26 protein-coding genes and 1 riboswitch are annotated in these 23,917 nt (G+C 49.8%); of the genes, 22 read left to right on the top strand and 4 right to left on the bottom strand.

Going from position 1 to position 23,917, the window contains the following annotated elements:
• From ABGV42_RS14290 to ABGV42_RS14275, 4 genes are all read left to right on the top strand, one after another.
• The gene (locus ABGV42_RS14290; protein WP_347382231.1) at positions 1 to 318 is read left to right on the top strand and encodes a pyrimidine/purine nucleoside phosphorylase; all 318 of its coding nucleotides are present in this window, start codon (positions 1 to 3) and stop codon (positions 316 to 318) included.
• A gap of 184 nt (positions 319 to 502) precedes the next feature.
• Positions 503 to 1,858, top strand: coding sequence for a glucose-6-phosphate isomerase (locus ABGV42_RS14285; RefSeq protein WP_347382230.1), 1,356 nt, complete (start codon positions 503 to 505; stop codon positions 1,856 to 1,858).
• 168 nt (positions 1,859 to 2,026) lie between these two features.
• Positions 2,027 to 2,659: a YigZ family protein gene (locus tag ABGV42_RS14280; RefSeq protein WP_095289361.1), complete on the top strand. Its 633-nt coding sequence runs from the start codon at positions 2,027 to 2,029 to the stop codon at positions 2,657 to 2,659.
• 5 nt (positions 2,660 to 2,664) lie between these two features.
• Entirely contained in the window at positions 2,665 to 3,246 is a 582-nt protein-coding gene (locus ABGV42_RS14275) for a TetR/AcrR family transcriptional regulator (protein ID WP_347382229.1), read from the top strand.
• Positions 3,247 to 3,425: 179 nt separating this feature from the next.
• Here ABGV42_RS14275 and ABGV42_RS14270 read toward each other — a convergent pair whose 3' ends face one another.
• Positions 3,426 to 3,827 (bottom strand): secondary thiamine-phosphate synthase enzyme YjbQ, encoded by a 402-nt coding sequence (locus ABGV42_RS14270; protein WP_347382228.1) that lies wholly within the window; start codon positions 3,825 to 3,827, stop codon positions 3,426 to 3,428.
• Between the two features lie 302 nt (positions 3,828 to 4,129).
• Here ABGV42_RS14270 and cysT point away from each other — a divergent pair, with 302 nt between their 5' ends.
• The 8 genes from cysT (at position 4,130) to clpP (ending at position 11,088) form a co-directional block, all read left to right on the top strand.
• Complete coding sequence (gene cysT / locus ABGV42_RS14265; RefSeq protein ID WP_239304078.1) at positions 4,130 to 4,945, top strand: sulfate ABC transporter permease subunit CysT; 816 nt, start codon at positions 4,130 to 4,132, stop codon at positions 4,943 to 4,945.
• Positions 4,942 to 5,739 (top strand): sulfate ABC transporter permease subunit, encoded by a 798-nt coding sequence (locus tag ABGV42_RS14260; RefSeq protein ID WP_153977377.1) that lies wholly within the window; start codon positions 4,942 to 4,944, stop codon positions 5,737 to 5,739. The genes cysT and ABGV42_RS14260 overlap by 4 nt, the downstream gene beginning before the upstream one ends.
• Before the next feature lies 1 nt (position 5,740).
• Entirely contained in the window at positions 5,741 to 6,805 is a 1,065-nt protein-coding gene (locus ABGV42_RS14255) for a sulfate/molybdate ABC transporter ATP-binding protein (protein ID WP_347382227.1), read from the top strand.
• A 26-nt stretch (positions 6,806 to 6,831) separates the two neighbouring features.
• Positions 6,832 to 7,893, top strand: a complete 1,062-nt coding sequence (locus ABGV42_RS14250) for a sulfate ABC transporter substrate-binding protein (protein ID WP_347382226.1) — start codon at positions 6,832 to 6,834, stop codon at positions 7,891 to 7,893.
• Between the two features lie 141 nt (positions 7,894 to 8,034).
• Entirely contained in the window at positions 8,035 to 8,484 is a 450-nt protein-coding gene (locus ABGV42_RS14245; RefSeq protein ID WP_347382225.1) for a hypothetical protein, read from the top strand.
• Positions 8,485 to 8,673: 189 nt separating this feature from the next.
• Positions 8,674 to 9,462, top strand: a complete 789-nt coding sequence (locus ABGV42_RS14240) for an MBL fold metallo-hydrolase (RefSeq protein WP_347382224.1) — start codon at positions 8,674 to 8,676, stop codon at positions 9,460 to 9,462.
• Between the two features lie 154 nt (positions 9,463 to 9,616).
• On the top strand, positions 9,617 to 10,486 hold the full coding sequence (locus ABGV42_RS14235; RefSeq protein WP_347382223.1) for an RNA polymerase sigma factor: 870 nt from the start codon (positions 9,617 to 9,619) through the stop codon (positions 10,484 to 10,486).
• Between the two features lie 17 nt (positions 10,487 to 10,503).
• Positions 10,504 to 11,088, top strand: coding sequence for an ATP-dependent Clp endopeptidase proteolytic subunit ClpP (gene clpP / locus ABGV42_RS14230; protein ID WP_347382222.1), 585 nt, complete (start codon positions 10,504 to 10,506; stop codon positions 11,086 to 11,088).
• 128 nt (positions 11,089 to 11,216) lie between these two features.
• Here clpP and ABGV42_RS14225 read toward each other — a convergent pair whose 3' ends face one another.
• A complete protein-coding gene (locus tag ABGV42_RS14225; RefSeq protein WP_347382221.1) occupies positions 11,217 to 12,641 on the bottom strand; it encodes a PLP-dependent aminotransferase family protein in 1,425 nt (474 codons plus the stop codon).
• A 120-nt stretch (positions 12,642 to 12,761) separates the two neighbouring features.
• On the opposite strand from ABGV42_RS14225, the gene ABGV42_RS14220 reads away from it, so the two are divergent.
• From ABGV42_RS14220 to ABGV42_RS14210, 3 genes are read left to right on the top strand one after another with little or no spacing between them, the layout of a single operon-like run.
• Positions 12,762 to 13,700 carry a DMT family transporter gene (locus ABGV42_RS14220; RefSeq protein WP_347382220.1) on the top strand — a complete coding sequence of 313 codons (939 nt, stop codon included), beginning with the start codon at positions 12,762 to 12,764 and terminating at the stop codon, positions 13,698 to 13,700.
• A gap of 37 nt (positions 13,701 to 13,737) precedes the next feature.
• Entirely contained in the window at positions 13,738 to 14,073 is a 336-nt protein-coding gene (locus tag ABGV42_RS14215) for a hypothetical protein (protein ID WP_347382219.1), read from the top strand.
• Between the two features lie 24 nt (positions 14,074 to 14,097).
• Positions 14,098 to 14,385, top strand: a complete 288-nt coding sequence (locus tag ABGV42_RS14210; protein ID WP_347382218.1) for a hypothetical protein — start codon at positions 14,098 to 14,100, stop codon at positions 14,383 to 14,385.
• 227 nt (positions 14,386 to 14,612) lie between these two features.
• On the opposite strand, the gene ABGV42_RS14205 is transcribed toward ABGV42_RS14210, so the two are convergent.
• Both ABGV42_RS14205 and ABGV42_RS14200 read right to left on the bottom strand, forming a co-directional pair.
• A complete protein-coding gene (locus tag ABGV42_RS14205) occupies positions 14,613 to 15,416 on the bottom strand; it encodes a Cof-type HAD-IIB family hydrolase (protein WP_095289219.1) in 804 nt (267 codons plus the stop codon).
• 125 nt (positions 15,417 to 15,541) lie between these two features.
• Positions 15,542 to 16,543, bottom strand: coding sequence for a lipoate--protein ligase (locus tag ABGV42_RS14200; protein ID WP_347382217.1), 1,002 nt, complete (start codon positions 16,541 to 16,543; stop codon positions 15,542 to 15,544).
• Between the two features lie 212 nt (positions 16,544 to 16,755).
• Between ABGV42_RS14200 and cobD the strand changes: the two genes are divergently transcribed.
• From cobD to ABGV42_RS14165, 7 genes are all read left to right on the top strand, one after another.
• Positions 16,756 to 17,886 (top strand): threonine-phosphate decarboxylase CobD, encoded by a 1,131-nt coding sequence (cobD, locus tag ABGV42_RS14195; protein WP_347382216.1) that lies wholly within the window; start codon positions 16,756 to 16,758, stop codon positions 17,884 to 17,886.
• The gene (locus ABGV42_RS14190; RefSeq protein ID WP_347382215.1) at positions 17,883 to 18,680 is read left to right on the top strand and encodes an adenosylcobinamide amidohydrolase; all 798 of its coding nucleotides are present in this window, start codon (positions 17,883 to 17,885) and stop codon (positions 18,678 to 18,680) included. Before cobD ends, ABGV42_RS14190 begins: the two co-directional genes overlap by 4 nt.
• Before the next feature lie 41 nt (positions 18,681 to 18,721).
• On the top strand, positions 18,722 to 19,702 hold the full coding sequence (gene cbiB, locus ABGV42_RS14185) for an adenosylcobinamide-phosphate synthase CbiB (RefSeq protein WP_347383240.1): 981 nt from the start codon (positions 18,722 to 18,724) through the stop codon (positions 19,700 to 19,702).
• Positions 19,693 to 20,340, top strand: a complete 648-nt coding sequence (locus ABGV42_RS14180; RefSeq protein ID WP_347382214.1) for a histidine phosphatase family protein — start codon at positions 19,693 to 19,695, stop codon at positions 20,338 to 20,340. The genes cbiB and ABGV42_RS14180 overlap by 10 nt, the downstream gene beginning before the upstream one ends.
• 163 nt (positions 20,341 to 20,503) lie before the next feature.
• A riboswitch (cobalamin riboswitch) is annotated at positions 20,504 to 20,642 on the top strand.
• A 399-nt stretch (positions 20,643 to 21,041) separates the two neighbouring features.
• Positions 21,042 to 22,043 (top strand): ABC transporter substrate-binding protein, encoded by a 1,002-nt coding sequence (locus ABGV42_RS14175; RefSeq protein ID WP_431523618.1) that lies wholly within the window; start codon positions 21,042 to 21,044, stop codon positions 22,041 to 22,043.
• Positions 22,040 to 23,086: a FecCD family ABC transporter permease gene (locus tag ABGV42_RS14170; protein ID WP_347382212.1), complete on the top strand. Its 1,047-nt coding sequence runs from the start codon at positions 22,040 to 22,042 to the stop codon at positions 23,084 to 23,086. The genes ABGV42_RS14175 and ABGV42_RS14170 overlap by 4 nt, the downstream gene beginning before the upstream one ends.
• Complete coding sequence (locus ABGV42_RS14165) at positions 23,083 to 23,904, top strand: ABC transporter ATP-binding protein (protein ID WP_347382211.1); 822 nt, start codon at positions 23,083 to 23,085, stop codon at positions 23,902 to 23,904. Before ABGV42_RS14170 ends, ABGV42_RS14165 begins: the two co-directional genes overlap by 4 nt.
• Positions 23,905 to 23,917 lie beyond the last annotated feature (13 nt).

Raw genomic sequence — 23,917 nt, 5'->3', positions numbered from 1 at the left:
ATGTCACAGTTTGATCAAGTCAGTGTAGTGAAAGAGGCCAACATTTATTATGATGGCCAGGTAACCAGCAGAACGGTTATTTTGGGGGATGGCAGCAAAGTGACTCTGGGCATCATGCTCCCAGGCAGCTATGAGTTCGGTACGGATTCCCGTGAAATCATGGAGATTCTGTCCGGCGATCTGAGAGTATTGCTTCCCGGAGAAGAAGATTGGCAAGAGATTCAAGGTCAAGTTGCGTTTCACGTGCCTGCCGAATCCAAATTCAAACTGGAGATACGCAGCGTTACCGACTACTGCTGCTCGTACCCGGCGGAATAATACAAGAAGGGTAGCCAAAACCCGCAATCAGCGGATATGGTTTACCCTTTTTGCTTCTTGAATTTGAAGTGACAAAGTTCAAGCTGCAAGCTTGTCAGCCCCGTGGATTTGAAGTATCCTTATGCTAAGTTGTTTGAATGGAAAACGGAAAAATAAGCTACCGATATCAGGAGGTTTTTAGATCATGGCAAAAAAAGTGAAGTTTGATTACAGCACTGCCTTGCAATTTGTAAACCAGCATGAAGTGGACTATTTCGCTGAACCGATTCGTCTGGCTCACGAGCAGCTCCACAACGGAACAGGAACCGGATCCGATTACCTGGGCTGGATTGACCTGCCAACCGCTTATGACAAGGAAGAATTCTCCCGTATTCAAAAAGCGGCTGCCAAAATCCAAAGCGATTCCGAAGTGCTGATCGTTATCGGTATCGGTGGTTCATACCTGGGTGCACGCGCAGCGATCGAGATGCTGACACACTCCTTCTATAACAATCTGCCAAAAGATAAACGCAAAACGCCTGAAATCTATTTCGCAGGAAACAATATCAGCTCCACGTATGTAACTCATTTGCTGGATCTGGTGGAAGGCAAAGACTTCTCCGTGAACGTCATCTCCAAATCCGGTACGACTACCGAGCCTGCCATTGCTTTCCGTATCTTCCGTGCAGCACTGGAGAAAAAATACGGTAAAGAAGAAGCACGCAAACGTATCTATGCTACAACAGACAAAGAGCGCGGCGCACTGAAAAAACTGGCGAACGAAGAAGGTTACGAGTCTTTCGTTATTCCGGATGATGTAGGTGGACGTTACTCGGTTCTGACAGCAGTAGGCTTGCTGCCAATCGCTACAGCTGGCATTAACATCGAAGAAATGATGCAAGGTGCAGCTGACGCATCCAAGGAATACAGCAACCCGAATGTTGCTGAGAATGAAGCATATCAATATGCTGCTGTTCGTAACGCATTGTACCGTAAAGGTAAAGGAACAGAAATCCTCGTAAACTACGAGCCGTCCCTGCACTTTGTATCCGAATGGTGGAAACAACTTTATGGAGAAAGCGAAGGTAAAGATTTCAAAGGAATCTATCCTGCTTCTGTTGATTTCTCCACGGATTTACACTCCATGGGTCAATTCATCCAGGAGGGAAGCCGTAACATCTTCGAAACGGTCATTCAGGTCGCTGAAGTATCTGAGCATATCTCGATCGAATCCGATCCGGATGATCTGGATGGTCTGAACTTCCTTGAAGGCAAAACAATGGACTTCGTCAACAAAAAAGCATTCCAAGGCACTCTGCTTGCACATACAGACGGTCAAGTTCCAAACCTGATCGTGAATATTCCGGATATGTCTCCATATTCTTTCGGATATCTGGTATACTTCTTTGAAAAAGCATGCGGCATCAGCGGATACCTGCTCGGCGTTAACCCGTTTGACCAACCAGGGGTAGAAGCTTACAAGAAAAACATGTTCGCATTGCTGGGCAAACCAGGCTTTGAAGAAGAGAAAGCCGCGCTTGAAGCGAGACTTTCTGAATAATTCATGGTTTGACTCATATAGTTAAATAAAGCGTGTGTAGTGACACCCGGGTTTCATTGTGAGATAGAATGCAGTGATTCCCGGATGTTTAAACCAAGGCAGTTCATCCGCGTCCGCGCGGGGAACTGCTTTCTTGTAAAATGGATTAAATCAGAAAGTTGGATTGAAATGCTTGAACGTTATCGCACGGTTCGAGGACCGGGCAATCTGGAAATTGTCATCAAGAAGTCGCGATTCATCGGTCATATTATGCCAGTTACAACGGAAGAAGAAGCAGTTGCTTTTATTGATGAAATTAAGAAAAAACATTGGAATGCCACTCATAACTGTTCTGCATATATGATCGGGGAGAGAGATGAGATCCAGAAGCAATCCGATGATGGAGAACCAAGCGGAACTGCAGGGAAACCCATTCTTGAAGTCATCAAAAATCAGCAGCTGAAAAATGTGGCTATTGTGGTTACGCGTTATTTCGGGGGAATCATGCTTGGAGCAGGCGGTTTAATCCGAGCATATACGGATGGCGCTGTAGCGGCTATTGAAGCTGGAGAAGCCATTACCAAAGTGCTTCATCGTGAAGTGTTTGTGGAACTGGATTACACGTGGCTGGGGAAAGTGGAAAATGAATTAAGAAGCCGGGAAGTCCGTACGGGTGAAACTGGATTCACCGATAAGGTTACGTTGACTTGTCTTCCGCCGGATAGTGAAACCGAGGCATTTATCGCCTGGATCACGGATTTGACGCAAGGGCAATCCCGGATCACGGAGGGACAGCGGCTTTATTTTATTGAAGGGGAATAAAATATATGGCTAGAAGAGCAGTCGAACAAGAGTTGTCGAGGGAGCGGATCCTGGAGGCGGCGAGACATCTTTTTATTACCAAAGGATACCGCGCCATTTCGATGCGAAGCATCGGCCAGCATCTGGGCTATAGTCATGGGTCGCTGTATTATCATTTTAAGGAAAAGGCAGAACTGTTCTATGCCATTGTGGTAGAAGATTTCAATCATCTGGGACATTTGCTGCTGCAAGCCATGGTCAGGCCAGTCGTGGGCGGTATGAGCAAGGTAGAGCATATCATGTTGGAATTCATTCGTTTTGGTTTGGAGAATCCGTATCAATACGAGATTATGTTCATGATTCGGGATGAGGAACTGTTATCTTATTGTCGCACGGAGCAGGGAAGATGCTTCGAATTGTTTGCTTCAATTGTGAGGCAGTATATGAACGAAGAAGGCTGTACGGAAGAAGATATCCAATGTGTGCCGCGCACACTGTTTTTGTCCATGCACGGATTCATATCGTATTATATTCAGGATCGTGTAACGTTTGCTGAGATTGAATCGTCGGCATTATCTCATGTCAAAGTACTATGCCGCAATCTATAACACCAGCCTGGCGTCCAATAAAAGACGCTTTTGTCGCACTCCTATACTTCAGGGCGGTGAATTGTCATAACATTAATTCTTTATAACGTTGTCTCGCGAAAGTTTATTAGCGCGAAAGACCAAGACAGGCGGATCGTAGCCCTAAATCAGGGTTGTCCGCCTGTTTGTGTTTGGTGAACTTATCCTTCCATGATCTTGATATAATATTCCCGCTCTCGAGGACCGTCAAATTCGCTAAAATAAATGCCCTGCCATCTGCCGAGTAATAATCTGCCTTCATGAATGATCACCGTTTGAGATGGACCGGTTGTGATCGATTTCAGGTGGGAAGCGGTATTCCCCTCGGCATGCCGATATTGAGGATGTTCCCAAGGATACACTTCGTTCAGACGAAGCAGCACATCGTGTTTAACATCTGGATCGGCATTTTCATTAATGGCAATGCCTGCTGTCGTATGGGGACAATAGACAAGGGCAGTTCCGTTTTGCACACCGCTATTGCGGACAACCTGCTCTACTTCTCTTGTAATATCCTTGATTTCATCCCGTCTGGAGGTCGATATATTTTTCGTAAATAACATCTGGTAGCACTCCTTATCCTCGTAAATTTTCTTCTAGATTGTACCTTAACCACTCTAATTCAAACAAACCACAATTCACGGGTAAAATTGTTACAAATCATCTGCTAAACGCCCCGATTATATACAATAAAAGCATTGACGGTTAGCACTGCAAACTGGTAAAGTATCAGATAAGTAAAAAAACCAAGTAGACTAATGGGAATAATAATAAAGTAATATAATCCAACTCAGGAAAATGAAAGTATCAAAGCAGGGAGACTGCCGACCGGATATGGAACCGGAGGCTGGGAGGGAATGCAGCAATGAATACCGTTCTTCGTCACAAGGGATGGACTTGGGGATTCCGCAGTACTGTATTGCTATATTTTATTGTACTCATCGTGCTTCCAATTATCGGTGTGTACGTCAATTCCTTCTCTGAAGGATGGAGCAATTTTGCCGAGAGCGTCATGGATCCAATCGCGTGGAAAGCCGTATTGCTGACGGTTCGACTGGCTGTTGTCGCTACACTGATTAACGTGGTATTGGGCACCATGATTGCCTGGGTGCTCACGCGTTATCGTTTCTTTGGGAGATCGTTTCTCAACAGTCTCGTAGATCTGCCCTTTGCACTACCTACTGCAGTTGGCGGATTAATGATTATGCTGCTGCTTGGACCAGTCAGTGCTGTAGGCAAGCTGGCTGAAACCATGGGAATTGAAATTGTGTTTCATCAGCCTGCGATCGTCATTGCGATGACCTTTGTTACGTTTCCATTCGTGATTCGTGCGGTCCAGCCGCTGCTAGAAGAGATCGACCCTTCTGAGGAAGAGGCCTCCTATACCATGGGTGCATCGAAGGCGCGTACGTTCAGGCAGGTCATTCTGCCTTCTATGGCTCCAGGCATGATTAGTGGTGGTATGCTTGCTTTTTCCAGAGCGCTTGCAGAATTTGGAGCAGTTGTGCTGGTGGCGGGCAACATCCCGGGCAGAACGCTGACGGCTTCCGTGTTTATCTACGGCGAGATCGAAAGTGACAATCCTACGGGTGCAGCTGCTGTATCCGTACTGCTCCTCACGCTCTCTTTCCTGATCCTCTGGCTGATTAATCTGGTGCAGATGCGGGGGAGAAGACGATGAGACGGCTATTAATTGGACTTACGTTTGCGGTATTTATTGTGCTTCTGATTATTCCTTTGGGACGCATTTTGATCGGAGCATTTGAAGACGGTGCAGGAGGCTTCCTGGATGGGCTGATGCGCCCTGAAGCGCTGCATGCCTTGATGATGACCGGCCTTGTTGTGCTGGTTGTCACGCTGTTAAATACATTGTTCGGCATTATGATGGCTATTTACCTGGTTCGTGCCGGATGGCTCAGTGATCGGATCAAAGGATTGCTGAACAGTATCGTGGACCTGCCTTATGCGGTGTCCCCCGTCATTGGCGGGTTAATGATTGTATTGCTGCTCGGGCCGAACAGCATTATGGGCGGCTTTTTTGAAGGAATAGGGTTCAATGTGGTTTACGCCTTTCCGGGTATGGTCATTGCAACGCTGTTTGTCACATTCCCGCTGATGGTCAGGGAGGTTATGCCGGTCCTGCAGGAACTTGGTTCGCAGCAGGAAGAGGCGGCTTCAACGCTTGGCGCTTATGGTTGGAGAACGTTCTGGAGTGTCACCTGGCCTTCCATCCGCTGGGCTGTCGTATACGGGCTTGTCCTTACCGTTGCACGATCGCTTGGAGAATTCGGTGCAGTGCTGGTGGTGTCGGGCAATATTATGAACAAAACGCAGACGGCAACAACGCTTGTTTATCAGGATGTTGAGAATTTTAATGTCTCTGCCGCAAATGGTGTGGCATTGGTACTGGTTACCTTCTCTGTTGGGCTGCTGCTCATGATGGAATGGGCCAAGAAGCGAAAGGAAGTGCATTGAGATGCATGTGGAAGTCCGTGATCTGAACAAACATTTCGGTCAATTTCATGCGGTAAAAGATGTCTCGTTCGATATTGCCAAAGGTCATCTGATCGGTCTGCTGGGACCCAGTGGAGGAGGCAAAACGTCTATCCTGCGCATGCTCGCCGGTCTGGAAAGCCCGGGTTCCGGAGAGATTCGCTTTCACGGAAAGGTCGTGAATCATCTGCCTCCGCAGGAGCGGGGAATCGGATTCGTTTTTCAGAACTATGCTTTGTTCAAACACATGACTGTTTTTGATAATATCGCCTTTGGACTTAAGGTCAAAAAGACCCCCAAAGCCCAGATTCGTGAACGGGTTATGGAACTTGTTGAGCTGACCGGGCTAAAAGGTTTTGAACAGCGCTATCCGCATCAACTGTCCGGTGGACAGCGTCAGCGTGTCGCATTTGCCAGAGCTTTGGCTCCTGAGCCGCAGCTGCTGCTGCTGGATGAGCCCTTTGCAGCCATTGACGCCAAGATTCGCCAAGAGCTGCGTTCATGGTTGAGAGAGTTGATTGAGCGGGTCGGCATTACCTCGATATTTGTAACGCATGACCAGGATGAAGCGATCGAAGTCGCGGATGAAATCATGATCATCAGTCAGGGCCGTTTGGAGCAAAAAGGAACACCGTGGGATATCTACAAAAATCCACAGACTCCATTTGTGGCAACCTTTATCGGTGAATCTACTGTTGTGGAAGATGCTTCACAGCTCAAGGGTTTTGAACATGCGATAGAGGGAGATCACACACGTGCCTTGATTAGGCCCGAATATATCGAGATTGGTCTTAAAAACGAATTCTCCATGCTGTCAGCTACCGAAAAAGGCACGGTGAAGCATCTTCACTTCCGCGGAAGTCAGTGGATGGTGGAAGTTGAGGTGCAGGGTCACAAGCTGATCACATATCGTTCTCTTGAAAAAACGACACTGGAGATTGGTCAACAGATTCGGGTGCTTGTGCACCGGGCTTATCTGTTCAATGATGTAGATAGCTGGGTTGTTGAGAATCGCTTGAAGGAAGATCCAATGCCGGTTATGATCTAAAACGCCCCCGAAAGAGAGGCTGCCCCATGCAGACGATGAAGAAGAAAAGAAACCCCTTATACGTTGCCCTTATGCTTCTGCTCGTCTGCATGACCGTAGGCTGCAGCAATCAGGAAGCAGAAGGCGAGCAGAACGCACCCTCTGCAGATGAACAATCCAATACGCTTGTTATTGGTGCATACAGTGTAGCCAAGGATGCTGTCGGAGAGCTGCTGCCCAAGTTCAAGGAGGAATGGAAGGCCAAAACCGGACAGACGGTCAATTTCCAGGAGTCCTATGAAGCCTCCGGTACGCAAGCAAGGGCCATTGTTGGCGGATTTGAGGCTGATGTAGCACTGCTCGCCATGGAAAGTGACATCGATAAACTGGTCAAAGCAGATCTCGTGACCTCTGATTGGAAACAAACTCCGAATGACGGCATGATTACCCGTTCCATTGTTGTTCTTGGAACAAGGGATGGTAACCCGCTTGGAATTCGTGATTTTGAAGATTTGACCAAGCCGGGAGTCAAGGTGCTGTATCCCAATCCCAAAACGTCAGGCGGAGCCCAGTGGGATATCAATGCGATCTATGGGGCAGGATTGAAGCTGTCGGAAGAGAAGGGCCAGAAGGACCCTGCCGCTGCCAAAGCGTTTCTGGAGAAGGTGCATGTGAATGTGGAGTCGCTGGATAAGAGCGGGCGCTCTTCCATGGCAGCCTTTGAATATGGCGTCGGCGATGTCATCGTGACTTATGAGAATGAATTGCTTGCCCGCATTGCCCAGGGTGTAAAATACGATATCGTTGTACCGAAGAATACAATCCTGATTGAGAATCCGGCGGTAGTGGTAGACAAATACGCGGATAAACACGGGAACCGGGAATTGGCTGAAGCCTTTGTGGAATATTTGCGGACCCCGGAGGCTCAGCGAATATTCGCCAAGCATGGTTTTCGTTCGGTAGATCCGAATGTATTTGCCGAGACGGAATCCATGTTTCCAACCCCTGAAGGCCTGTTTGACATCAACTACCTTGGTGGATGGGATGAAGTGCGAAGTACGCTGTATTCCAAACGCGGAGTCTGGTATCAGGTGCTGGCGGGATTATAAATGACTGGCATGTATCACCAGCATTGACATCAAGCCTTCATTTCGCTGAATATAGTAGAGATGAAGGTTTTTTGCTGTAAAAGGAAATCATAGAGTAGTGTGGAGACCATCCTACCAGGAGGTCTTGCAGGAAGGTGTGAGATGATGAGTAGGGAGATCAAATTATCCCAAAGTACGGCCATTCGCCTGGAACAAGCCCGTGGCAAAGGCATGCCTGATGCTGCGATCCTAAAAGCCATACAGGCCAAGGACGTGGCTGCTTTTGATGCGGTATCTGAAGAGGATTACAAATACGACGAGTTTTTTTCGTATGCGGATGAGCATGGTGAAAATCTGGAAGCCGCAGTTCAAGATGGCTATCGGATTACATTTAACACCCGTGGCGGACTCGGAATCTGGATCGAGAAGGCTTTTGGTCTACAACCGGAGCGTGATTTCACGGTCGGTGAGGGCGTAGTGACCGGGCTGAAGTTGAAGCCGGAGCAGGCAGAAGTGCTGGCGAAGCGCCTGGCATCGAATTGGGTGATTACGGATTCAAGGGATGTTCCCGAGGGTCAGGAATTGACGTTGAAATTGCGTTCCTTGGTCTAGGCGACAAGCGGACCGAATAGAAGTTATATACTCTGAGGACATGCGGTCAGAGATCAGGCTTTCCCTGGTGCAGGATTTGAACTGCATAGGGAGGGCCTTTTTTTTGCAAAAGCAGGGGGCGAGGATATACAATTTAAGAAAAGAAACTTCTTCGTAAGTACAGCTTCGGATAGAGAGGGGATCACTGTATTGAATCAGCTAACATTTCTGGGAACCGGGGATGCCATGGGCGTGCCGCGTGTATACTGTGATTGCGTAGTCTGCACCGAGGCGCGCCTAACCGGGATCAACCGTCGTAAACGCTCTTCTGTTCTGATCCACTCAGATGGCGAAGCCGAGCCGTTTATGATTGACTGCGGACCAGACTGGAGATCACAGATGGAGGATCAGGGATTGCGTATGGTGGATACGTTATTGGTGACACATGCGCATTTTGACCATATTGGAGGTTTGCCCGAATGGGCGGATGCCTGCCGCTGGCTGGGAGTCAAGGGTAAACTGTACGCACCGCGCGAAGTAATCACAACCATTCAGAGTCAATTCCCTTGGCTAAGCCGGCACATGAACTTTCTGGAAACGGATGCTGATATCCAGCTCGGCGGATGGAACGTGCATTCTTGGAAGGTGTGCCACGGTAAAAATGGTTATTCTTATGCGTATCGTCTTGAACGGGAAGGGTACAGCTGGGCATATTGTTCGGATGCCATCGATCTGAAGGAGGCAGAGAAGGAGCCGCTGCACGGGCTGGATCTGCTGGTGCTCGGAACGAGCTTTGTGCATGAGCTTGCGGAATTCTCCACACGTTCCGTATATGACATGCGTGAGGCGCAGGAACTGCTGCGGGAAGTGAAACCGGGACGCACCTATTTTACCCATATGTCTCATGACGTGGATGTACAGCAAAACTACGATTTGGACCCAGGCATTACGCTGGCGCTTACAGGTATGAAGGTACAGCTGGGCAATCGTCTGAATTAAAACGGATTCGGAGAAATAAAAAAATAAATACAGAAGAGCGTATCCTTTGCCGGAGGTTCTTCGTTTACATAGTGTAAGACCATTAGAGTAAGTCATTGAAAAGTAAGCCATTGGAGCAAGATCAATCAGGAACCAACAAAGGGGGGCCCCCAACATGGCCTTTGTGAAGTCCGTGGATTGCAGAATCAACAGACCACATGATAACCGTAACCAAGTTAAACCATATATCCAGACTGGTCATCAAGCCGAATACAGCATGGAACAGAAGTTGGAACGTGTGCTGCCGGATCTGATGAGTACCCTGTACGCGTATTGCCTGTCTTTGACCGGTTCAGTCTGGGAGACAGAGGATCTGGTTCAGGATACCTGCGTGAAAATACTGGCTTCTTCGGCTATGCAGACCTTAGGTACGAAGCAAGAGATGAACTGGGAAGCGTATCTAATCCGGATGGCGCGCAACACGTGGATTGACGTCATACGGAAGCGGGAGAAGCTCGCTTGTAAATTGGATAGCCTAAAACCGTTTATGCAAGAATTTGCGGAGGAGGAGCGATTCGAGGAGATCGAGTCTGCTGTCCAGATCCTTGTAGTTGAGCTGCCACCGTGGCAGCGCGCGATATATATATTACGTGAGTTAATGGGTTACACGACGGCAGAGACTGCGCAGATGCTGGATACATCGGAAGGAGCGGTCAAAGCTGCGCTGAATCGCGCCAGATCAGCTCTGGAACGCGTCAGACGAAGCCACCAGGAAACGGAAGGCGGAGCAGCGAGTGGCGCAGGTGAAGATTCAACAAGCGCAGAGCAGCTGAGAAGTTATTTGATGGCTTTTCGCAGTGGAGATACCGCACGTCTAATTGATCTGTGCCTGAACCGCACGGATGATCCGGTGGCCGTAGCAGGAACCATTCTACAGCAGTCCTTGCCGTCTCCATCAACGCAGCCAATGATGTACGGGTATTCCAATGCCAGCATGACTTCAATGATGTATGGAGGAGGATACGCCGCGCTCATGGTTGCATAAATTAGGAGGCGACAGGCATGAACCATGTACCTTATGTAGTTGAACAGACAGCCCGTGGCGAGCGGAGCTATGATATTTATTCACGTTTGCTGAAAGATCGAATTATTATGGTGTCCGGGGAGATTGAGGATCAGATGGCGAATGCCATCGTGGCACAGCTTCTGTTTCTGACCGCTGAGGACCCCGAAAAGGATATCCAGATGTACATCAACAGTCCTGGTGGATCTGTTACAGCCGGATTTTCGATCTATGACACGATGCAATTTGTAAAGCCGGATATTTCAACGATCTGCACTGGCATGGCCGCAAGTTTCGGTACGATTCTGCTGGTAGGTGGAACCAAAGGGAAACGGCTCGCCCTGCCAAATAGTGAGATCATGATCCATCAACCGCATGGGGGTACGCGCGGGCAGGCATCGGATATGCTGATTCACGCAAACCGGATCATTCAGCACCGCCAGCGGCTCAACGAGCTGTTAGCGAATCATACAGGACAACCGCTGGAGCGCATCGAGAGAGATTCGGATCGGGATTATTTCCTGACCGCAGAGGAAGCGGTGAAGTATGGACTGGTGGATAAAGTGATAACCAGAACGGATTAAGCAGCTTTACAGTTCGCACTTTGGAAATAACGAAAAGAGCCTGGAAGGTCATAGGATCTCCCGGGCTTTTTTTGTTATTTCACTTTAATTTTATTGTTATTACCATATTCGTGAGAACATATTGGGGGCTAATCCACTCTTTTAGCCAGTTCCATGAGTCTGTTCATCCCTTCGCGAATCTGTTGTTCGTGTGCATAGGAGAAGGACAAACGCAGCTTGCGACTGGCGGAGGCGTCCGAAGGATCAAATACCGTTCCAGGTACAAAAGCGACGGAATGTTCCATGCACTGGTGAAGCAATCGCCCCGTATCAATGCCTTCCGGAAGCTCTGCCCAGATATTGAGGCCACCCTCAGGCTGGGTCCAATTCCAGTCCGTTTCTTGCAGGCACTGCTCCATGACTTCCATTCTTAACTGTATCGCGGTGCGCAGCTTGGACAAGTGCTGATGCATGCGCGGAGATTGAAAGTAACGGAGAAACAGCTTCTGGTTCAAAAGAGGAGTTCCGTTATCGGCCAACGCTTTTACTGCCTGCAGCCCCGGCATAAACCGGGGACGGCACATAATTGCGGCAATTCGCAGGCCTGGTACGACATACTTGCTGTAGCTGCGAATGTAGAGCGTATGTCCTGTCGTATCGTACGTAAAGATCGGCGCAGGAGGCTTCTCCTTAAAATAAATATCGTATGTGCTGTCATCTTCGACCAGAAAACATCCATACTGTTCCGCAAGTTCGGGAAGATGTTTCCGCTGCTCGGAGGGGATATTAATACCGGTCGGATTCTGGAAGGTTGGCGTCATGTAAAAAACGCGCGGTTTTTCCGTCTTCATCAGATGCTCAATCTGTTCCAGATCATAACCCTCCGGATGAATATCCGTGAAGATCAGGCGTGCACCCTGTTTGCGGAATATTTCCATGGCAGGTCCATAGGTCGGCCTTTCCATCAGAACACGGTCCCCCGGTCTAACCAGGCTTCGGGAGATCAAATCAATGGCCTGCTGCGCTCCCGTAGTAATGAGTACTTCTTCCGCCGAGATGTAAAATCGTTCTTTCAGTGTCAGGTGGCTTGCCAGCGCACTACGCAGTTCCACATCACCCTGAATGGTAGAGTATGTCCCGAGCAGGCGTGGATACTGATCCAGCAAATCCCGCATGAGTTCCCCCCAGTATCGGTTGGGAAGCAGAGCGGGGTCGATCAGTGACTTGGAAAACTGGTATTCGGCCTCAAGGGACTGCACGCGAGCGAGTGAGTCCCAATGCAGCCAGGCGGAAACAGCAGGGTCGTCTGCCTGGTCCGCGACAGGCGAAGGGTCGGCAGGACTGACATAATAACCGGACTTGTCCTTAACGTACACATTCCCGCGTTTCTTCAGCTCCTGATAGGCTTTGAACACTGTAAGCCGGTGTACGCCGAGCTGCTCGGACAGGCTTCGTACCGAAGGGAGCTTTTCATGTTCGGCCCACTCTCCCGCCTCGATCCGCACCACGAGATAATGAACCACCTGCTCATATAGTTTAAGGCTGTTATCTGTCATCAACATGGCTTTGCCCACCCGACTCACGCTCCTTTTGGACTCTATTGTAACAGGAAACGGGCAGATTCTGTTCTGTTTTCTTCATTCTGTTCTGTAGACAGTGCTATATGATGGAGAACAGATGAAGGAGGGGCTAGCATGGTTGCAGCAGCATTTACGGTAATGTGTCTTATTTTTGGAACAACGTTCCTGGCGATTAAAATTGGGGTCGAAGCAGGCATGCCGCCTTTTCTATCGGCCGGGTTACGTTTTATTATTGCAGGTGCACTGATGTTTGCATGGATGTGGATGAAAGGGAAGGTAAGCCTGTCCCTGCTGTGGAGAAAAGAAATGCTCCTGACCGGAGCAGGGCTGACCTTTGGTACATTTGCCACGTTATATTGGGCAGAGCAGTATGTCAGCTCAGGAGTTGGGGCCATTTTATCAGCCACAGGACCGCTGATGATTATGGTGATGCAGACCGCTTTGCTGCGGCAGAAAACTTCTGCCCGTATGATTGCAGGCTGCCTGATCGGTTTCGGTGGCGTGGTGCTTGTCGTGTTACCGGGTGTATCCATTGGCGGAGGTTCCCTGTGGTTATGGGGCTGTATCGCCGTACTTGTGGGAGAAGTATGTTATTCGGCAGGCGCCCTGTACTCCAAGAAGGTGATCAACCAGTTCAAGGAAGCGAGTCCCGTGGCGATTAATGCCGTGCAGATGATGTATGGAGGCTTGCTGTTATCCGGTCTCTCAGCTATGACGGAATCGTGGAGCACGGCAGGACTTGATTGGGCTCCGGCGGTCTTGTCCCTGATCTATTTGACCGTGATGGGTTCTATGGTAGGACATAGCCTGTTCTATTGGATTATGTCACGCACCAACCCGCTGTTCCCGGCAACGTGGCTGTACATTTCCCCTCCGATTGCGGTCGGTCTTGGAGCGGTTGTCTATGGTGAACATGTAAGCTGGATCACCTGGATCGGTGTTGTGCTGGTTGTATCCGGCTTGCTGGCGATGAATGAGAAAGTGATGAGCTGGCTGAAGAGAGGTAAACGGACCAATCCCTTGGTGCAAACTTCCAAACCTGTGGTAAAATAGGTGTTACCTTTTTTACAGTGGAATGAGGTGAGGAATCATGTTGAACAGACAAAGAATTGGTGCAATATTTCTGTTCGCAGGAATTATCCTTTATGGCATTATTCATATTGCGGCTGCTATACACATCCCGTCAGTAACCGTCTGGTCCACCAGATGGGGGCGTTATTTGGAAGCTGTATCCGAGACAGGTGGCCTCATTGGATTGGTTGTGGCGATCTTATTGTTTGCTGTTGGCGTTGTGCTTCTGTTGACTGTCCTGATGGCTGGTATGAACATGGGAAAGACGATACAAGAGATCAGGGAACGGAACCGCGAGTTTGATGAGCAGTACGGAGGCAGCATCCGAAGCTCACATGACGGCCAAGATCGATAAAAACAAGTGAAAGGGGAGAGCAGCATGATCAAATTCTGCGCAACGATCTGTTCGGCATTTACTCTCTCGTTCCTTGCTGCCTGGGTGGATCGTTATCCGAATTCTGTTGATACGGCAGCTGTATTGGGGCCTTTCAGCCATCAGATCCTGTCCGGTTTTTTTGATTTTATGGGCATTCTATCTGGTTGCAGGTTTGCCGCTCATGGCAGTGTTGGACCGTTGTCTCAAGCGAAAAAGCGGAATATCGAAAACAGTCGTTTATTTTCTTGTTGGCACTGTCGTAGGCATCTTGGCAATCCTTCTGCAGGTTAAAGGTCTCCATAGTGAATCAATTATGATTGCACTGCTGTTTGGTGTCGGAGCTCTGGTATTTCTAATGTTCAATTTACTATTGGGTTACTTTCGCAAAATATGGTTGAATTCCCGATATCAATAGGAATGATTCCGAGGATATAACAAAACAAAAACAGCCTCTGGTCTAGCGAGTTCATTCGCTGCCTAGGGCTGTTTTGTTTTGCAATATGCTTGTTGTTATCGTATTACTCCGCGTTCAGCACAAATTTCTCAATAACCTGCTTCACGCCGTCTTCGTTGTTGCTCGCCGTAATGTAATCTGCCAGCTCTTTAAGAGCAGGGATCGCATTGCCCATAGCCACGCCAAGACCGGCAACTTCCAGCATTTCATGGTCGTTCCAGGAATCACCGATCGCAATGCACTCGCTTAATTGGTGACCAAAGTGATCCGCCAGGAATGTCAGTGCATGGCCTTTCGTACCTTCGCGATGCATGATCTCGAGGAAGTATGGTTTGGACTTGGTGATATGCACTTCAGGTCCGAGCAATTCACGCAGGTCAACAGCAACTTTATCCAGATAATCTGGCTCATCAATGATGAGCAGTTTTGGTGTTTGTTGTTCAATAACTTTGATGAAGTCAGGCTCAATATGGTACTGGGTACCATTCAGCTTCGCGTAATCACGGAGTTTGTCGTTTTCTTCGCGAGCATACAGCTTGTCATCAATGTACGTTTGAAGGTGGAGATTGTTCTCCAAGCAATAGTCGTACAATTTGCGGGAAGCGTCCTGTGGAACATAGCGCTCATAGAGTACTTTCTCGTCCAGCAGGTTTTTGACCAAAGCACCTTGATACGTAATGATTGGCACGTTCAATCCCGTTTGGCGAGCAAGTGCTTGTGCAGAAGCATAGGCACGTCCTGTTGCTAGGGTAACGACTACACCATGGGCAACCGCTTGTTCCAGTGCCGTTTGTGTTGCAGGGGTTACTTCCTTGTTGTCGTTGATGAGGGTATCATCGATGTCGATTGCCATTAATTTGTAAGCCATCTGAGTTTCTCTCCTTTTATCTGTATCTATAATAACAAACGAATGGATCCATCATTACACGCGACCACTTTTTCCGTTAAAGTGTAATACTGGAATTCGTTCTAAAACTATACTTACATCTAAATCTATTCTTCCAGGAAAACGAGGCCGATAAAGTCCTCCAGCTCCAGGTTACCGAAGTAGTGTTTCACATCAAGGCCTTCAAGTGCCATACGCACTTCAGATTCTTCATAACGCTTGCCACGCAGCATATTTTCGATATCCGCCACATCGCCTACGCCGAAGAAGTCACCGAAGATTTTGATATCCTCGATTCGTCCATCCTTGATGTTCATGCGCAGATCGATAATGCCGACAGGGAATTTGCGGGTATGCTTCACATTGCTCTCCGGAGACAAGCCATAGTTCCAGTCCCAGTTGCTGTAACGCTCGGCGGAGATTTCCTTGATCTTGTCCCAATCTTTTTCCGTGAGTTCATATTGGGGAACATCCTGCGGCTCCATACGGAAAATGTGACGTAACAGCTCGTCCCGGAATTGCTCAATGGTCAGGTTGCTGTCGATCAGATCCCGAATGTTGGCCACCCGGCTGCGTACGGATTTGGTGCTCTTGGATTTGAATTTCTCGGGATTTACGTTCAGTGATGCCTGAACATGATCCAGATTGAGGTCAAACATGAGCGTCCCGTGACTGAACATGCGTCCGCGCGTGGAGAACTGGGCGTTGCCCGAGATTTTCTTTTCTCCGACTTGCAGATCGTTGCGTCCAGTCAGCTCGGCATTCACACCAAGCTCCTGCAGAGCTTCCACGACAGGTTGGGTGAACTTGCGGAAGTTGTGAAAGGATTGTCCGTCATCCTTGGTAATAAAACTGAAATTGAGGTTGCCCAAATCATGGTAGACTGCTCCGCCTCCAGAGAGACGCCGTACAACCTGCACACCGTTATCCTGAACATATTCGATGTTGATCTCTTCAATGGTATTCTGGTGTTTTCCAATAATAATGGACGGGCGGTTAATGTAAAACAGCAGATAACTGTCATCCATCGGCAGATGCTTCAAAATGTACTCCTCAATGGCGAGGTTTACAGAAGGATCTGTAATGCCCTGGTTATCAACAAACAGCATGGTCATTCCTCCATTAATGTATGTGAGGGACGCTGATCCCTTATGTAGTGTTACGCGTGCAAATCAAAATTCCTCTTCTATTGTAATCGAATTGTCGATTGGACACAAAGGAATTGAAGCAGGGAATGGATGGTTTAGGCAAATCAGGATTGACCCATGACAGTTACGCCATCCATAATAAAAATGACATGCAGAAAGGATGACGGACAAAAATGAGCGGTTTCATTGAAGTATTCGGACATGGCGGTGACGTGGAGACTGCTGCGTCAAGATTTGGCGGGAATCCTGGGGATTTCCTTGATTTTAGTGCAAACATTAACCCTTTGGGTCCGCCTAAGGACGTTCTGAAGGCGCTAGAGCAAGGGATGCGGGCGATACTTCGTTATCCTGATCCTGCGCATCGGACATTCAAATCATTGCTTGGCGAACGCCTTGGCCTGTCAGAAGAATATATATCTATAGGGAATGGAGCTGCGGAAAGCATGGCTCTGATCCTGCTCGGACTCTCTCCCCGGAAGGTGGGCACCGTGGAACCGGGGTTCTCGGAGTATCGTTCATTGTCCAAGCAATTTGGGGCAGAAATGCATCATGTTCTGGGGCAGGAGGAGCTCGAATGGCGAGCAGCTCCCCAAGATATCGAGAGGCTGATGGAACAGGTGGACTTGCTGTTTCTTGGACAGCCGAACAACCCCAATGGAGTACAATATCCCGTTGAAGTATTGCAGCGGCTGGCCCGTCATGCAGAGAAGACAGATACTGTCATGGTGATTGATGAGGCATTTATGGATTTCATTCCTGAAACGCGGCGACAATCCCTGGCTTCCCGATTACAGGATTACCCACAGGTGATCATCATTCGCTCGATGACGAAGTTCTATGCCATTCCGGGTCTTCGGCTTGGCTATGCGATGGGACGCCCGGATCTGATTCGTGCCATGACGGAGAAACAGGTAACCTGGAGTGTTAACGGATTGGCACTAATCGCGGGAGAAGCCTGTCTAAGCAGCGGGGAAGCTTTTGAACGGGAGACGTTGGAACAGGTGGCGTTTGAACGAGAGAAACTGGCAGCCGGCCTGGAGGCCTGTGGATGCGAAGTGACACGCGGGGAAGCGAACTTCTTGCTGGCACGTGTGCCGCAGCCATGGACAGCGGCAACCCTGCAGGCGGCTTTGGGAAAGAGGGGGATTCTGATCCGGAGCTGCGCCATGTACCCGGGACTTGGAGAAAGGCATATCCGATTGGCGGTAAAGGATGCGGAGTCGAATCTTCGTTTGGTGAACGAAATGAGAAGTGTGACTGGGCCAAAGCGTCCGGAGCAGAAGGGCGGGGGTGCGGAGCGATGACGCTGCCATTCTTTCCGTACTATACTCACGCGCAAGCAGCACAAAATGAATATGCTTCTTCTGCATGGCCTGGGTTAAAGATTAATGCATATGAACGTCATATTCGAGCATCCATCCCTACCCGGGTAAGTGCCCTTTCCAGTGCCGTGTACGGCGGAGGGATGATGGAGCTGGATCGCATATTCAATATCTATGTAGACAGGCATTATCGCTGTGACGATCCGCCGAGCGATATTACAGGCCTCCTGAAAGGATGGGAGGAGCGCACAACTGCATGCGCTGGATTGCTGACCGCCGTGAAGCTCGCGCACACTTCCGTTCAGGAATATATGGGCGATGAAGCGGGGATCTTGTGCTGCACAACAGCCGGTGTATCCAATGCTGCGCGGGCTGGCTCCGCTAGAACAGTGTTCGATGCTGCAGGCAACATGGCTACCCGGGAGGGAATGGCTGCAGAGTCGTCCTATACTCCCGGTACAATCAATATCATGTTATGGATCAACGGACGCATGACACCCGGAGCCATGGTCAATGCCATTCAGACAGCGGTGGAAGCCAAAACGGCAGCGCTTGCCGATTGTGGTGTGATGGATGCGGAGAACGGGCTGATGGCAACGGGAACGACGACGGATGCCATGGTGCTTGCCGCGAGTCAGGTGGAGGGGAAACCACTGATTTCCTACGCGGGCACGGCCACGGTGATTGGGGCAGCGATTGGGCGTCTGGTCTATGATGCCGTTACCGAAAGTTTGCAAGCCGGACAGGCGTGGAAAGAGAGGAATAACAAGCAATGATATCTCTGAGTCAGTGGGCGGACTGGCCAATATGGACAGGAATGACAGGGGCATGGATTATTTTAGCGGCATACATACTGGATCGCCTCATTGGAGATCCACGCTGGATCCCTCACCCGGTGATCGGCATGGGAAAGGGAATTTCTGCATTGGAGCGAGTGATAAGAAAGCGAGTGAGCAGTGATCAGGGTCTTAAAGGGGCAGGGCTGCTCTTTCCCATAGTTATTGCGGGTGGTTCATTTGTGCTTTCTTGGGGAGTGATCTACATACTTGGACTTGTTCACCCAGCGGTTGCAGTTCTAGCTGAAGTGGTACTGATTGCCACCACCATTGCTTCCAAAGGACTGAAGGATGCAGGCATGGAAGTGTATCGTCATCTGAGAGTAAGGGATTGGCCTGCGGCTAGACGTTCACTGGGCATGATCGTGGGGCGGGATACAGCGCATCTGGATGAACCGGAAGTGGTAAGGGGAACCGTGGAGACTGTAGCCGAAAATATCGTGGATGCCATCGTTTCTCCACTATTCTATGCCCTGATTGGGGGTGCACCGCTTGCAATGGCTTATCGGGCCGTTAATACGCTGGATTCCATGGTTGGTTATAAAAATGAAAAGTATTTACACCTCGGCTGGGCCTCTGCCCGCCTGGATGATTGGGCGAACTGGATTCCGGCGCGTCTTACCGCCTTGCTTCTGATTACGGGAGCATGGATCATGAAGCTGAATGCAAAGGGCGCGGCACGCATGGTTCGCCGGGATGCCAGATTGCACCCCAGTCCGAACAGCGGATTTCCGGAGTCGGCCGTTGCAGGAGCGCTCGGCATCAGGCTTGGGGGGCATAACGTCTATCACGGCGTAGCTTCTTTTCGAGCCTATATGGGCGATCAGGCACGGCTGATGGAAGCAGAGGATATCGTGCGAACCACACGTTTGATGTTCTGGTCGGCGGGAGCTTTTGTGCTGTTATGCTGGCTGGTAGCGTTCGGCATCTGGACAGCAGGAGGTGCACTGTTATGGAAGTAGAGCACGAGCATTGTGGAACTGAAATACGGGAAATTGTGTTTATCCGTCATGGGACAACTTCTTGGAATGTGGAAAAGAGATACCTCGGACATACCGATATCGGTCTTCTGCCAGATGCAGAGCGGGAAATGGCGCCGCTTCGCGAGTCCATTAGCGCGATCACATGGGATGTGCTATATTGCAGTGATCTGCTGCGCTGCCGGCAGACCATGGAACGAATTGCACCTGCGCAAGCAGAGCAAGCGCAGCTTGATCCGCGTCTGCGTGAGATTGATTTTGGGCAATGGGAAGGCCTGACTTACGATGAACTCAAGGACAATCCGCACTACCGGGATTGGATTGATGCACCGCAGGATGTGACGCCACCGGGCGGCGAGCCTTGGCAGGCTTTTGCTGCGAGGATTGACACCTTCCTGAAGGAGTGTCTTTTGTCCGCTTCGCCGGCGCGCTATTTCGGTAAAAATCCCGCTCCGGCGATAGCGGTAGTTACCCATGGCGGTGTAATTCGTTATGCCATATCACGTCTTATACCGGAACTGGGATTCTGGGATACACAGGTCATTCCGGGGCAAGCAATTAAGGTTCGACTTGAAAAAAGCGAAAATAGCTGGGTTTCAAGCAGGGTGTCTTTTCCGTGAATCGGGTTGTAAGGATGTGCAATATAACCTATAATCACAACAGAAGTGTGACTTCAGCATGAATACATATCTCGTTATGCGCTTAAGCGCTGATGGATGGGACATGCTCACTTGAATGGTTACAATATCAGCGACCACGGGTCCCTTGTGCAAGTTAGAAGATTTCATCGAGTATAGGCAAGCGATGGACGGCACAATGGGTGAAATAGGGAAGCCGGTGTGAATCCGGCACGGTCCCGCCACTGTAAATCAGGACGAGCAGTCCTGTAAGTCAGGTTACCTGCCCTGGACGTACAAACCGGTGTTCCTTCGAGGAAAGGACAGCGTTTCGGGCAATTCTATGCGCATGGACAGCGGGTATGCTGAAGATGTGCAGATCGCCATATGCGAGACGTCATCCCTGATCCTGAAGTAAGGATCAGGGATTTTTTTGTTCATATAGGATGAACCGAAATATTCACACGTAACGAAGAGTGCAGAACCAATCTGGAGAAGCGTAGCGTTCGCCTTTATCCCCGGATTTTCACGTTAATAAAAGAGAATCAAAAAAATCTGGGGATAACAGCGATCGGAAGATGGTACTGCAATCGTAGTGGCCTAGTGTGGTTTTCTAGGGTCATTTTATTTAGGAACACAAATTCAGGGGAAATGGTCAGGAGCACTACTTAAGAGAGAACATAGAGAAGGGGAGAATGAACAACATGAACATCAAGAATTGGAAAGGCATGGCGTCCCTGCTGACAGCAGCGATGCTGACACTGGCTCTGGCCGGATGTGGAAACGCAACAACGAGCGAGGGAACAGGTACGTCTACGCAGCAGCCGGCACAGGAGCAATCCCAAGGCCAGGAGCAGACGGATCTCAAAACACAATATCCACTTACGGTAACCGATGCGACGGGTGAATCTTTCACGTTTGAGCAAGCGCCAACCAAAATCGTATCCGTATCTCCGGCAGAAACCGAATCGTTGTTTGCACTTGGATTGGACGAGCAGATCGTAGGTGTATCCGACTATGACGATTATCCGGAAGCTGCAACAACCAAACCGAAAATGGGCGGTGTGTCGAAGCCTAATGAAGAGTCGATTATCGCAGCCGAAGCAGACGTCGTATTTACAGGGATTTCTATGAGCGAAGAAGCCGTGAAGAAACTGCGCGACCTGGGTATCACCATTTTCAAAACGGATCCCAAATCGGTAGACGATGTCATGAACAATATTGAAACGTTCGGCAAAATTACGGATCATCAGGAGCAGGCTCAGGAGCTCATCACGAAGATGAAACAGGATGTAGCGGACGTAACCGAAGCGGTTAAGGCTGTTAAGCCGGAAGATCAGAAAAAAGTATATGTTGAATTCTCCCCAGGCTGGACCGTGGGTAAAGGCGAATTCATGGATGAACTGATTACGGTAGCCGGTGGTTTCAACGTTGCTTCCGACCTCGTAGGCTGGAATGAAATTAACGAAGAGAACATTATTGCTTCCAACCCGGATGTCATTCTGTACGCTAATGATGTTATTGATGAAAACTCCAAAACACTGGATCAAATCATCAAAGAGCGCAGCGGCTGGGATCAAATCACAGCTGTGAAAGACGACGCAGTCATTGGCCTGGATGCCAATCTGCTGAGCCGTCCGGGACCACGTGTAACGGAAGGTCTGAAAGCTGTAGCCAAAGCGATCTATCCTGACCTGTTCCAATGAGTAAAAAGCTGGCAGTGTACGGAACAGCCGGAATTCTGCTGCTTGTGCTGACCGTGCTGATCTGTACGGGCATCGGTTCGGTGGCTCTGCCTGTCCGTGACATTGCAGGCATTCTGCTTCATCACATGCCATGGATCGGTGACTGGATCACACCTGACTGGAGTACGGCAGCCGAGCAGATTATATGGAAGGTCAGGTTCCCGCGGGTGCTGCTTGCTGTACTCGTGGGTGCATCGCTGGCCATCGCCGGAGCGGGCTTCCAGGGGGTCCTTCGTAACCCGCTGGCAGATCCGTTTACGCTTGGTGTATCGTCTGGGGCATCGGTGGGTGCAGCTTTTCTGATTTTCTTCGGATTGCAGTATGCACTGATCGGAATCTGGACCTTGCCGCTCGTTGCGTTTCTGACGGGCGTGCTTACATTATGGTTTGTACTCGCCCTGGCTCGTGAAGGGCGCAAAATGCCGACGCACAGCCTGATTCTGGCTGGTGTGGTGATGCAAAGCTTTCTGGGAGCGGTGGTCTCCTTCCTGTCGACCATGTCGAAACAGACGATTAACGAAATTATATACTGGACGATGGGAAGTCTGGCTCTGCGTGGGTGGTCGTATACGGCCATCCTTTTCCCGTATTTTATACTCGGTCTGATTTTCCTCTGGAGCCGTGCCCGTTCCTTGAACGTTCTTGCACTGGGGGAACGGCAGGCTGCACATATCGGTGTCCAGGTGGATGGGTTGAAGCTATCCGTCCTTGCCGTAGGAACACTGCTTACCGCCGGGGCTGTCTCGGTTTCGGGTGTCATTGGATTCGTAGGGCTCGTTATCCCGCATATTCTTCGGCTAATCGTTGGGCCTGACTATCGTTTGCTGGTTCCCTTGTCCGCGATTGGCGGAGCCATCTTCATGGTATGGGCGGATACGATTGCCCGCTCCTTGCTGGCACCGACCGAAATTCCGCTTGGTGTGGTGACGGCCTTTGTCGGTGCTCCTTTCTTCGCGTATCTGCTGCATCGGAATAAAAAGCTGCGAAAAGGGGGGATGCCATGAGTACGGACACGGGTACAAGCATGACCTCAAAAGAGCCGCTGATCGAAGTCGCTGGAGCAGGTAAAATGTACGGTCACCACCGGGCACTGCATAACGTGGACTGGCGTGTGACAGAAGGGGAATGGTGGGGTGTCGTTGGTCCAAACGGAAGCGGCAAATCAACGCTGCTCCAGCTCATTGCCGGAACCGAACAGCCTGGTGCAGGCAGCATCCGGATTGCAGGCCGGGAGATTACCTCATACAGTCGGAAAGATCTGTCCCGCATGATTGCGGTATTACAGCAGGACGGTCTGCCAGCCATTTCCTATCCCGTCCGAGATGTGGTGGAGATGGGACGTTATCCTTATCAGAATTGGCTTGGCAGGGAATCCGCAGATGGAGCGGCAGTGGTGGACCGGGTACTGGAAGAACTGGGCTTAACCGAAATGGCCGACAGGCCGCTTGATGCACTCAGCGGAGGGCAGAGGCAGCGGGTGGCACTTGCCAAAGTCATGGCTCAGGAGCCGAAACTGTTATTGCTGGATGAGCCAACGACTTTTCTTGATATCCGATATCAATTGCAATTCATGGAGTTATTATCTTCCTGGCGGCAAAAAAACAAGATTACCATTGTGGCTGTGCTGCACGATCTGAACCTCGCTGCGCAATTCTGCGATCACATTCTCGCTCTGCGTGAAGGCATGTTCGTAAGCAGTGGAACACCGCATTCGTTAATGACGGAAGAGAACATTCGGGATATCTTCCGGGTGAACCCGGCCATGGTGAATCATCCCGATACTGGATTGCCGCAATTGTTGCTGCGGCGAGAACATGAGTGAACGAAAATCGGGG

Origin of the sequence: Paenibacillus pabuli, from assembly GCF_039831995.1 — a bacterium.
In the GTDB taxonomy this organism is placed as follows: Bacteria; Bacillota; Bacilli; order Paenibacillales; family Paenibacillaceae; genus Paenibacillus; species Paenibacillus pabuli_C.
The sequence above is the reverse complement of the archived record's forward strand: the minus strand, read 5'-3'. Positions and strand labels throughout refer to the sequence as shown.

Coding starts and splice junctions, on each gene's coding strand:
- ABGV42_RS14290 (WP_347382231.1), top strand. CDS start 1: ATGTCACAGTTTGATCAAGTCAGTGTAGTGAAAGAGGCCAACATTTAT.
- ABGV42_RS14285 (WP_347382230.1), top strand. CDS start 503: ATGGCAAAAAAAGTGAAGTTTGATTACAGCACTGCCTTGCAATTTGTA.
- ABGV42_RS14280 (WP_095289361.1), top strand. CDS start 2,027: ATGCTTGAACGTTATCGCACGGTTCGAGGACCGGGCAATCTGGAAATT.
- ABGV42_RS14275 (WP_347382229.1), top strand. CDS start 2,665: ATGGCTAGAAGAGCAGTCGAACAAGAGTTGTCGAGGGAGCGGATCCTG.
- ABGV42_RS14270 (WP_347382228.1), bottom strand. CDS start 3,827: ATGTTATTTACGAAAAATATATCGACCTCCAGACGGGATGAAATCAAG.
- cysT (WP_239304078.1), top strand. CDS start 4,130: ATGAATACCGTTCTTCGTCACAAGGGATGGACTTGGGGATTCCGCAGT.
- ABGV42_RS14260 (WP_153977377.1), top strand. CDS start 4,942: ATGAGACGGCTATTAATTGGACTTACGTTTGCGGTATTTATTGTGCTT.
- ABGV42_RS14255 (WP_347382227.1), top strand. CDS start 5,741: ATGCATGTGGAAGTCCGTGATCTGAACAAACATTTCGGTCAATTTCAT.
- ABGV42_RS14250 (WP_347382226.1), top strand. CDS start 6,832: ATGCAGACGATGAAGAAGAAAAGAAACCCCTTATACGTTGCCCTTATG.
- ABGV42_RS14245 (WP_347382225.1), top strand. CDS start 8,035: ATGATGAGTAGGGAGATCAAATTATCCCAAAGTACGGCCATTCGCCTG.
- ABGV42_RS14235 (WP_347382223.1), top strand. CDS start 9,617: ATGGCCTTTGTGAAGTCCGTGGATTGCAGAATCAACAGACCACATGAT.
- clpP (WP_347382222.1), top strand. CDS start 10,504: ATGAACCATGTACCTTATGTAGTTGAACAGACAGCCCGTGGCGAGCGG.
- ABGV42_RS14220 (WP_347382220.1), top strand. CDS start 12,762: ATGGTTGCAGCAGCATTTACGGTAATGTGTCTTATTTTTGGAACAACG.
- ABGV42_RS14215 (WP_347382219.1), top strand. CDS start 13,738: ATGTTGAACAGACAAAGAATTGGTGCAATATTTCTGTTCGCAGGAATT.
- ABGV42_RS14210 (WP_347382218.1), top strand. CDS start 14,098: ATGATCAAATTCTGCGCAACGATCTGTTCGGCATTTACTCTCTCGTTC.
- ABGV42_RS14205 (WP_095289219.1), bottom strand. CDS start 15,416: ATGGCTTACAAATTAATGGCAATCGACATCGATGATACCCTCATCAAC.
- ABGV42_RS14200 (WP_347382217.1), bottom strand. CDS start 16,543: ATGCTGTTTGTTGATAACCAGGGCATTACAGATCCTTCTGTAAACCTC.
- cobD (WP_347382216.1), top strand. CDS start 16,756: ATGAGCGGTTTCATTGAAGTATTCGGACATGGCGGTGACGTGGAGACT.
- ABGV42_RS14190 (WP_347382215.1), top strand. CDS start 17,883: ATGACGCTGCCATTCTTTCCGTACTATACTCACGCGCAAGCAGCACAA.
- cbiB (WP_347383240.1), top strand. CDS start 18,722: ATGACAGGGGCATGGATTATTTTAGCGGCATACATACTGGATCGCCTC.
- ABGV42_RS14180 (WP_347382214.1), top strand. CDS start 19,693: ATGGAAGTAGAGCACGAGCATTGTGGAACTGAAATACGGGAAATTGTG.
- ABGV42_RS14175 (WP_431523618.1), top strand. CDS start 21,042: ATGAACATCAAGAATTGGAAAGGCATGGCGTCCCTGCTGACAGCAGCG.
- ABGV42_RS14170 (WP_347382212.1), top strand. CDS start 22,040: ATGAGTAAAAAGCTGGCAGTGTACGGAACAGCCGGAATTCTGCTGCTT.
- ABGV42_RS14165 (WP_347382211.1), top strand. CDS start 23,083: ATGAGTACGGACACGGGTACAAGCATGACCTCAAAAGAGCCGCTGATC.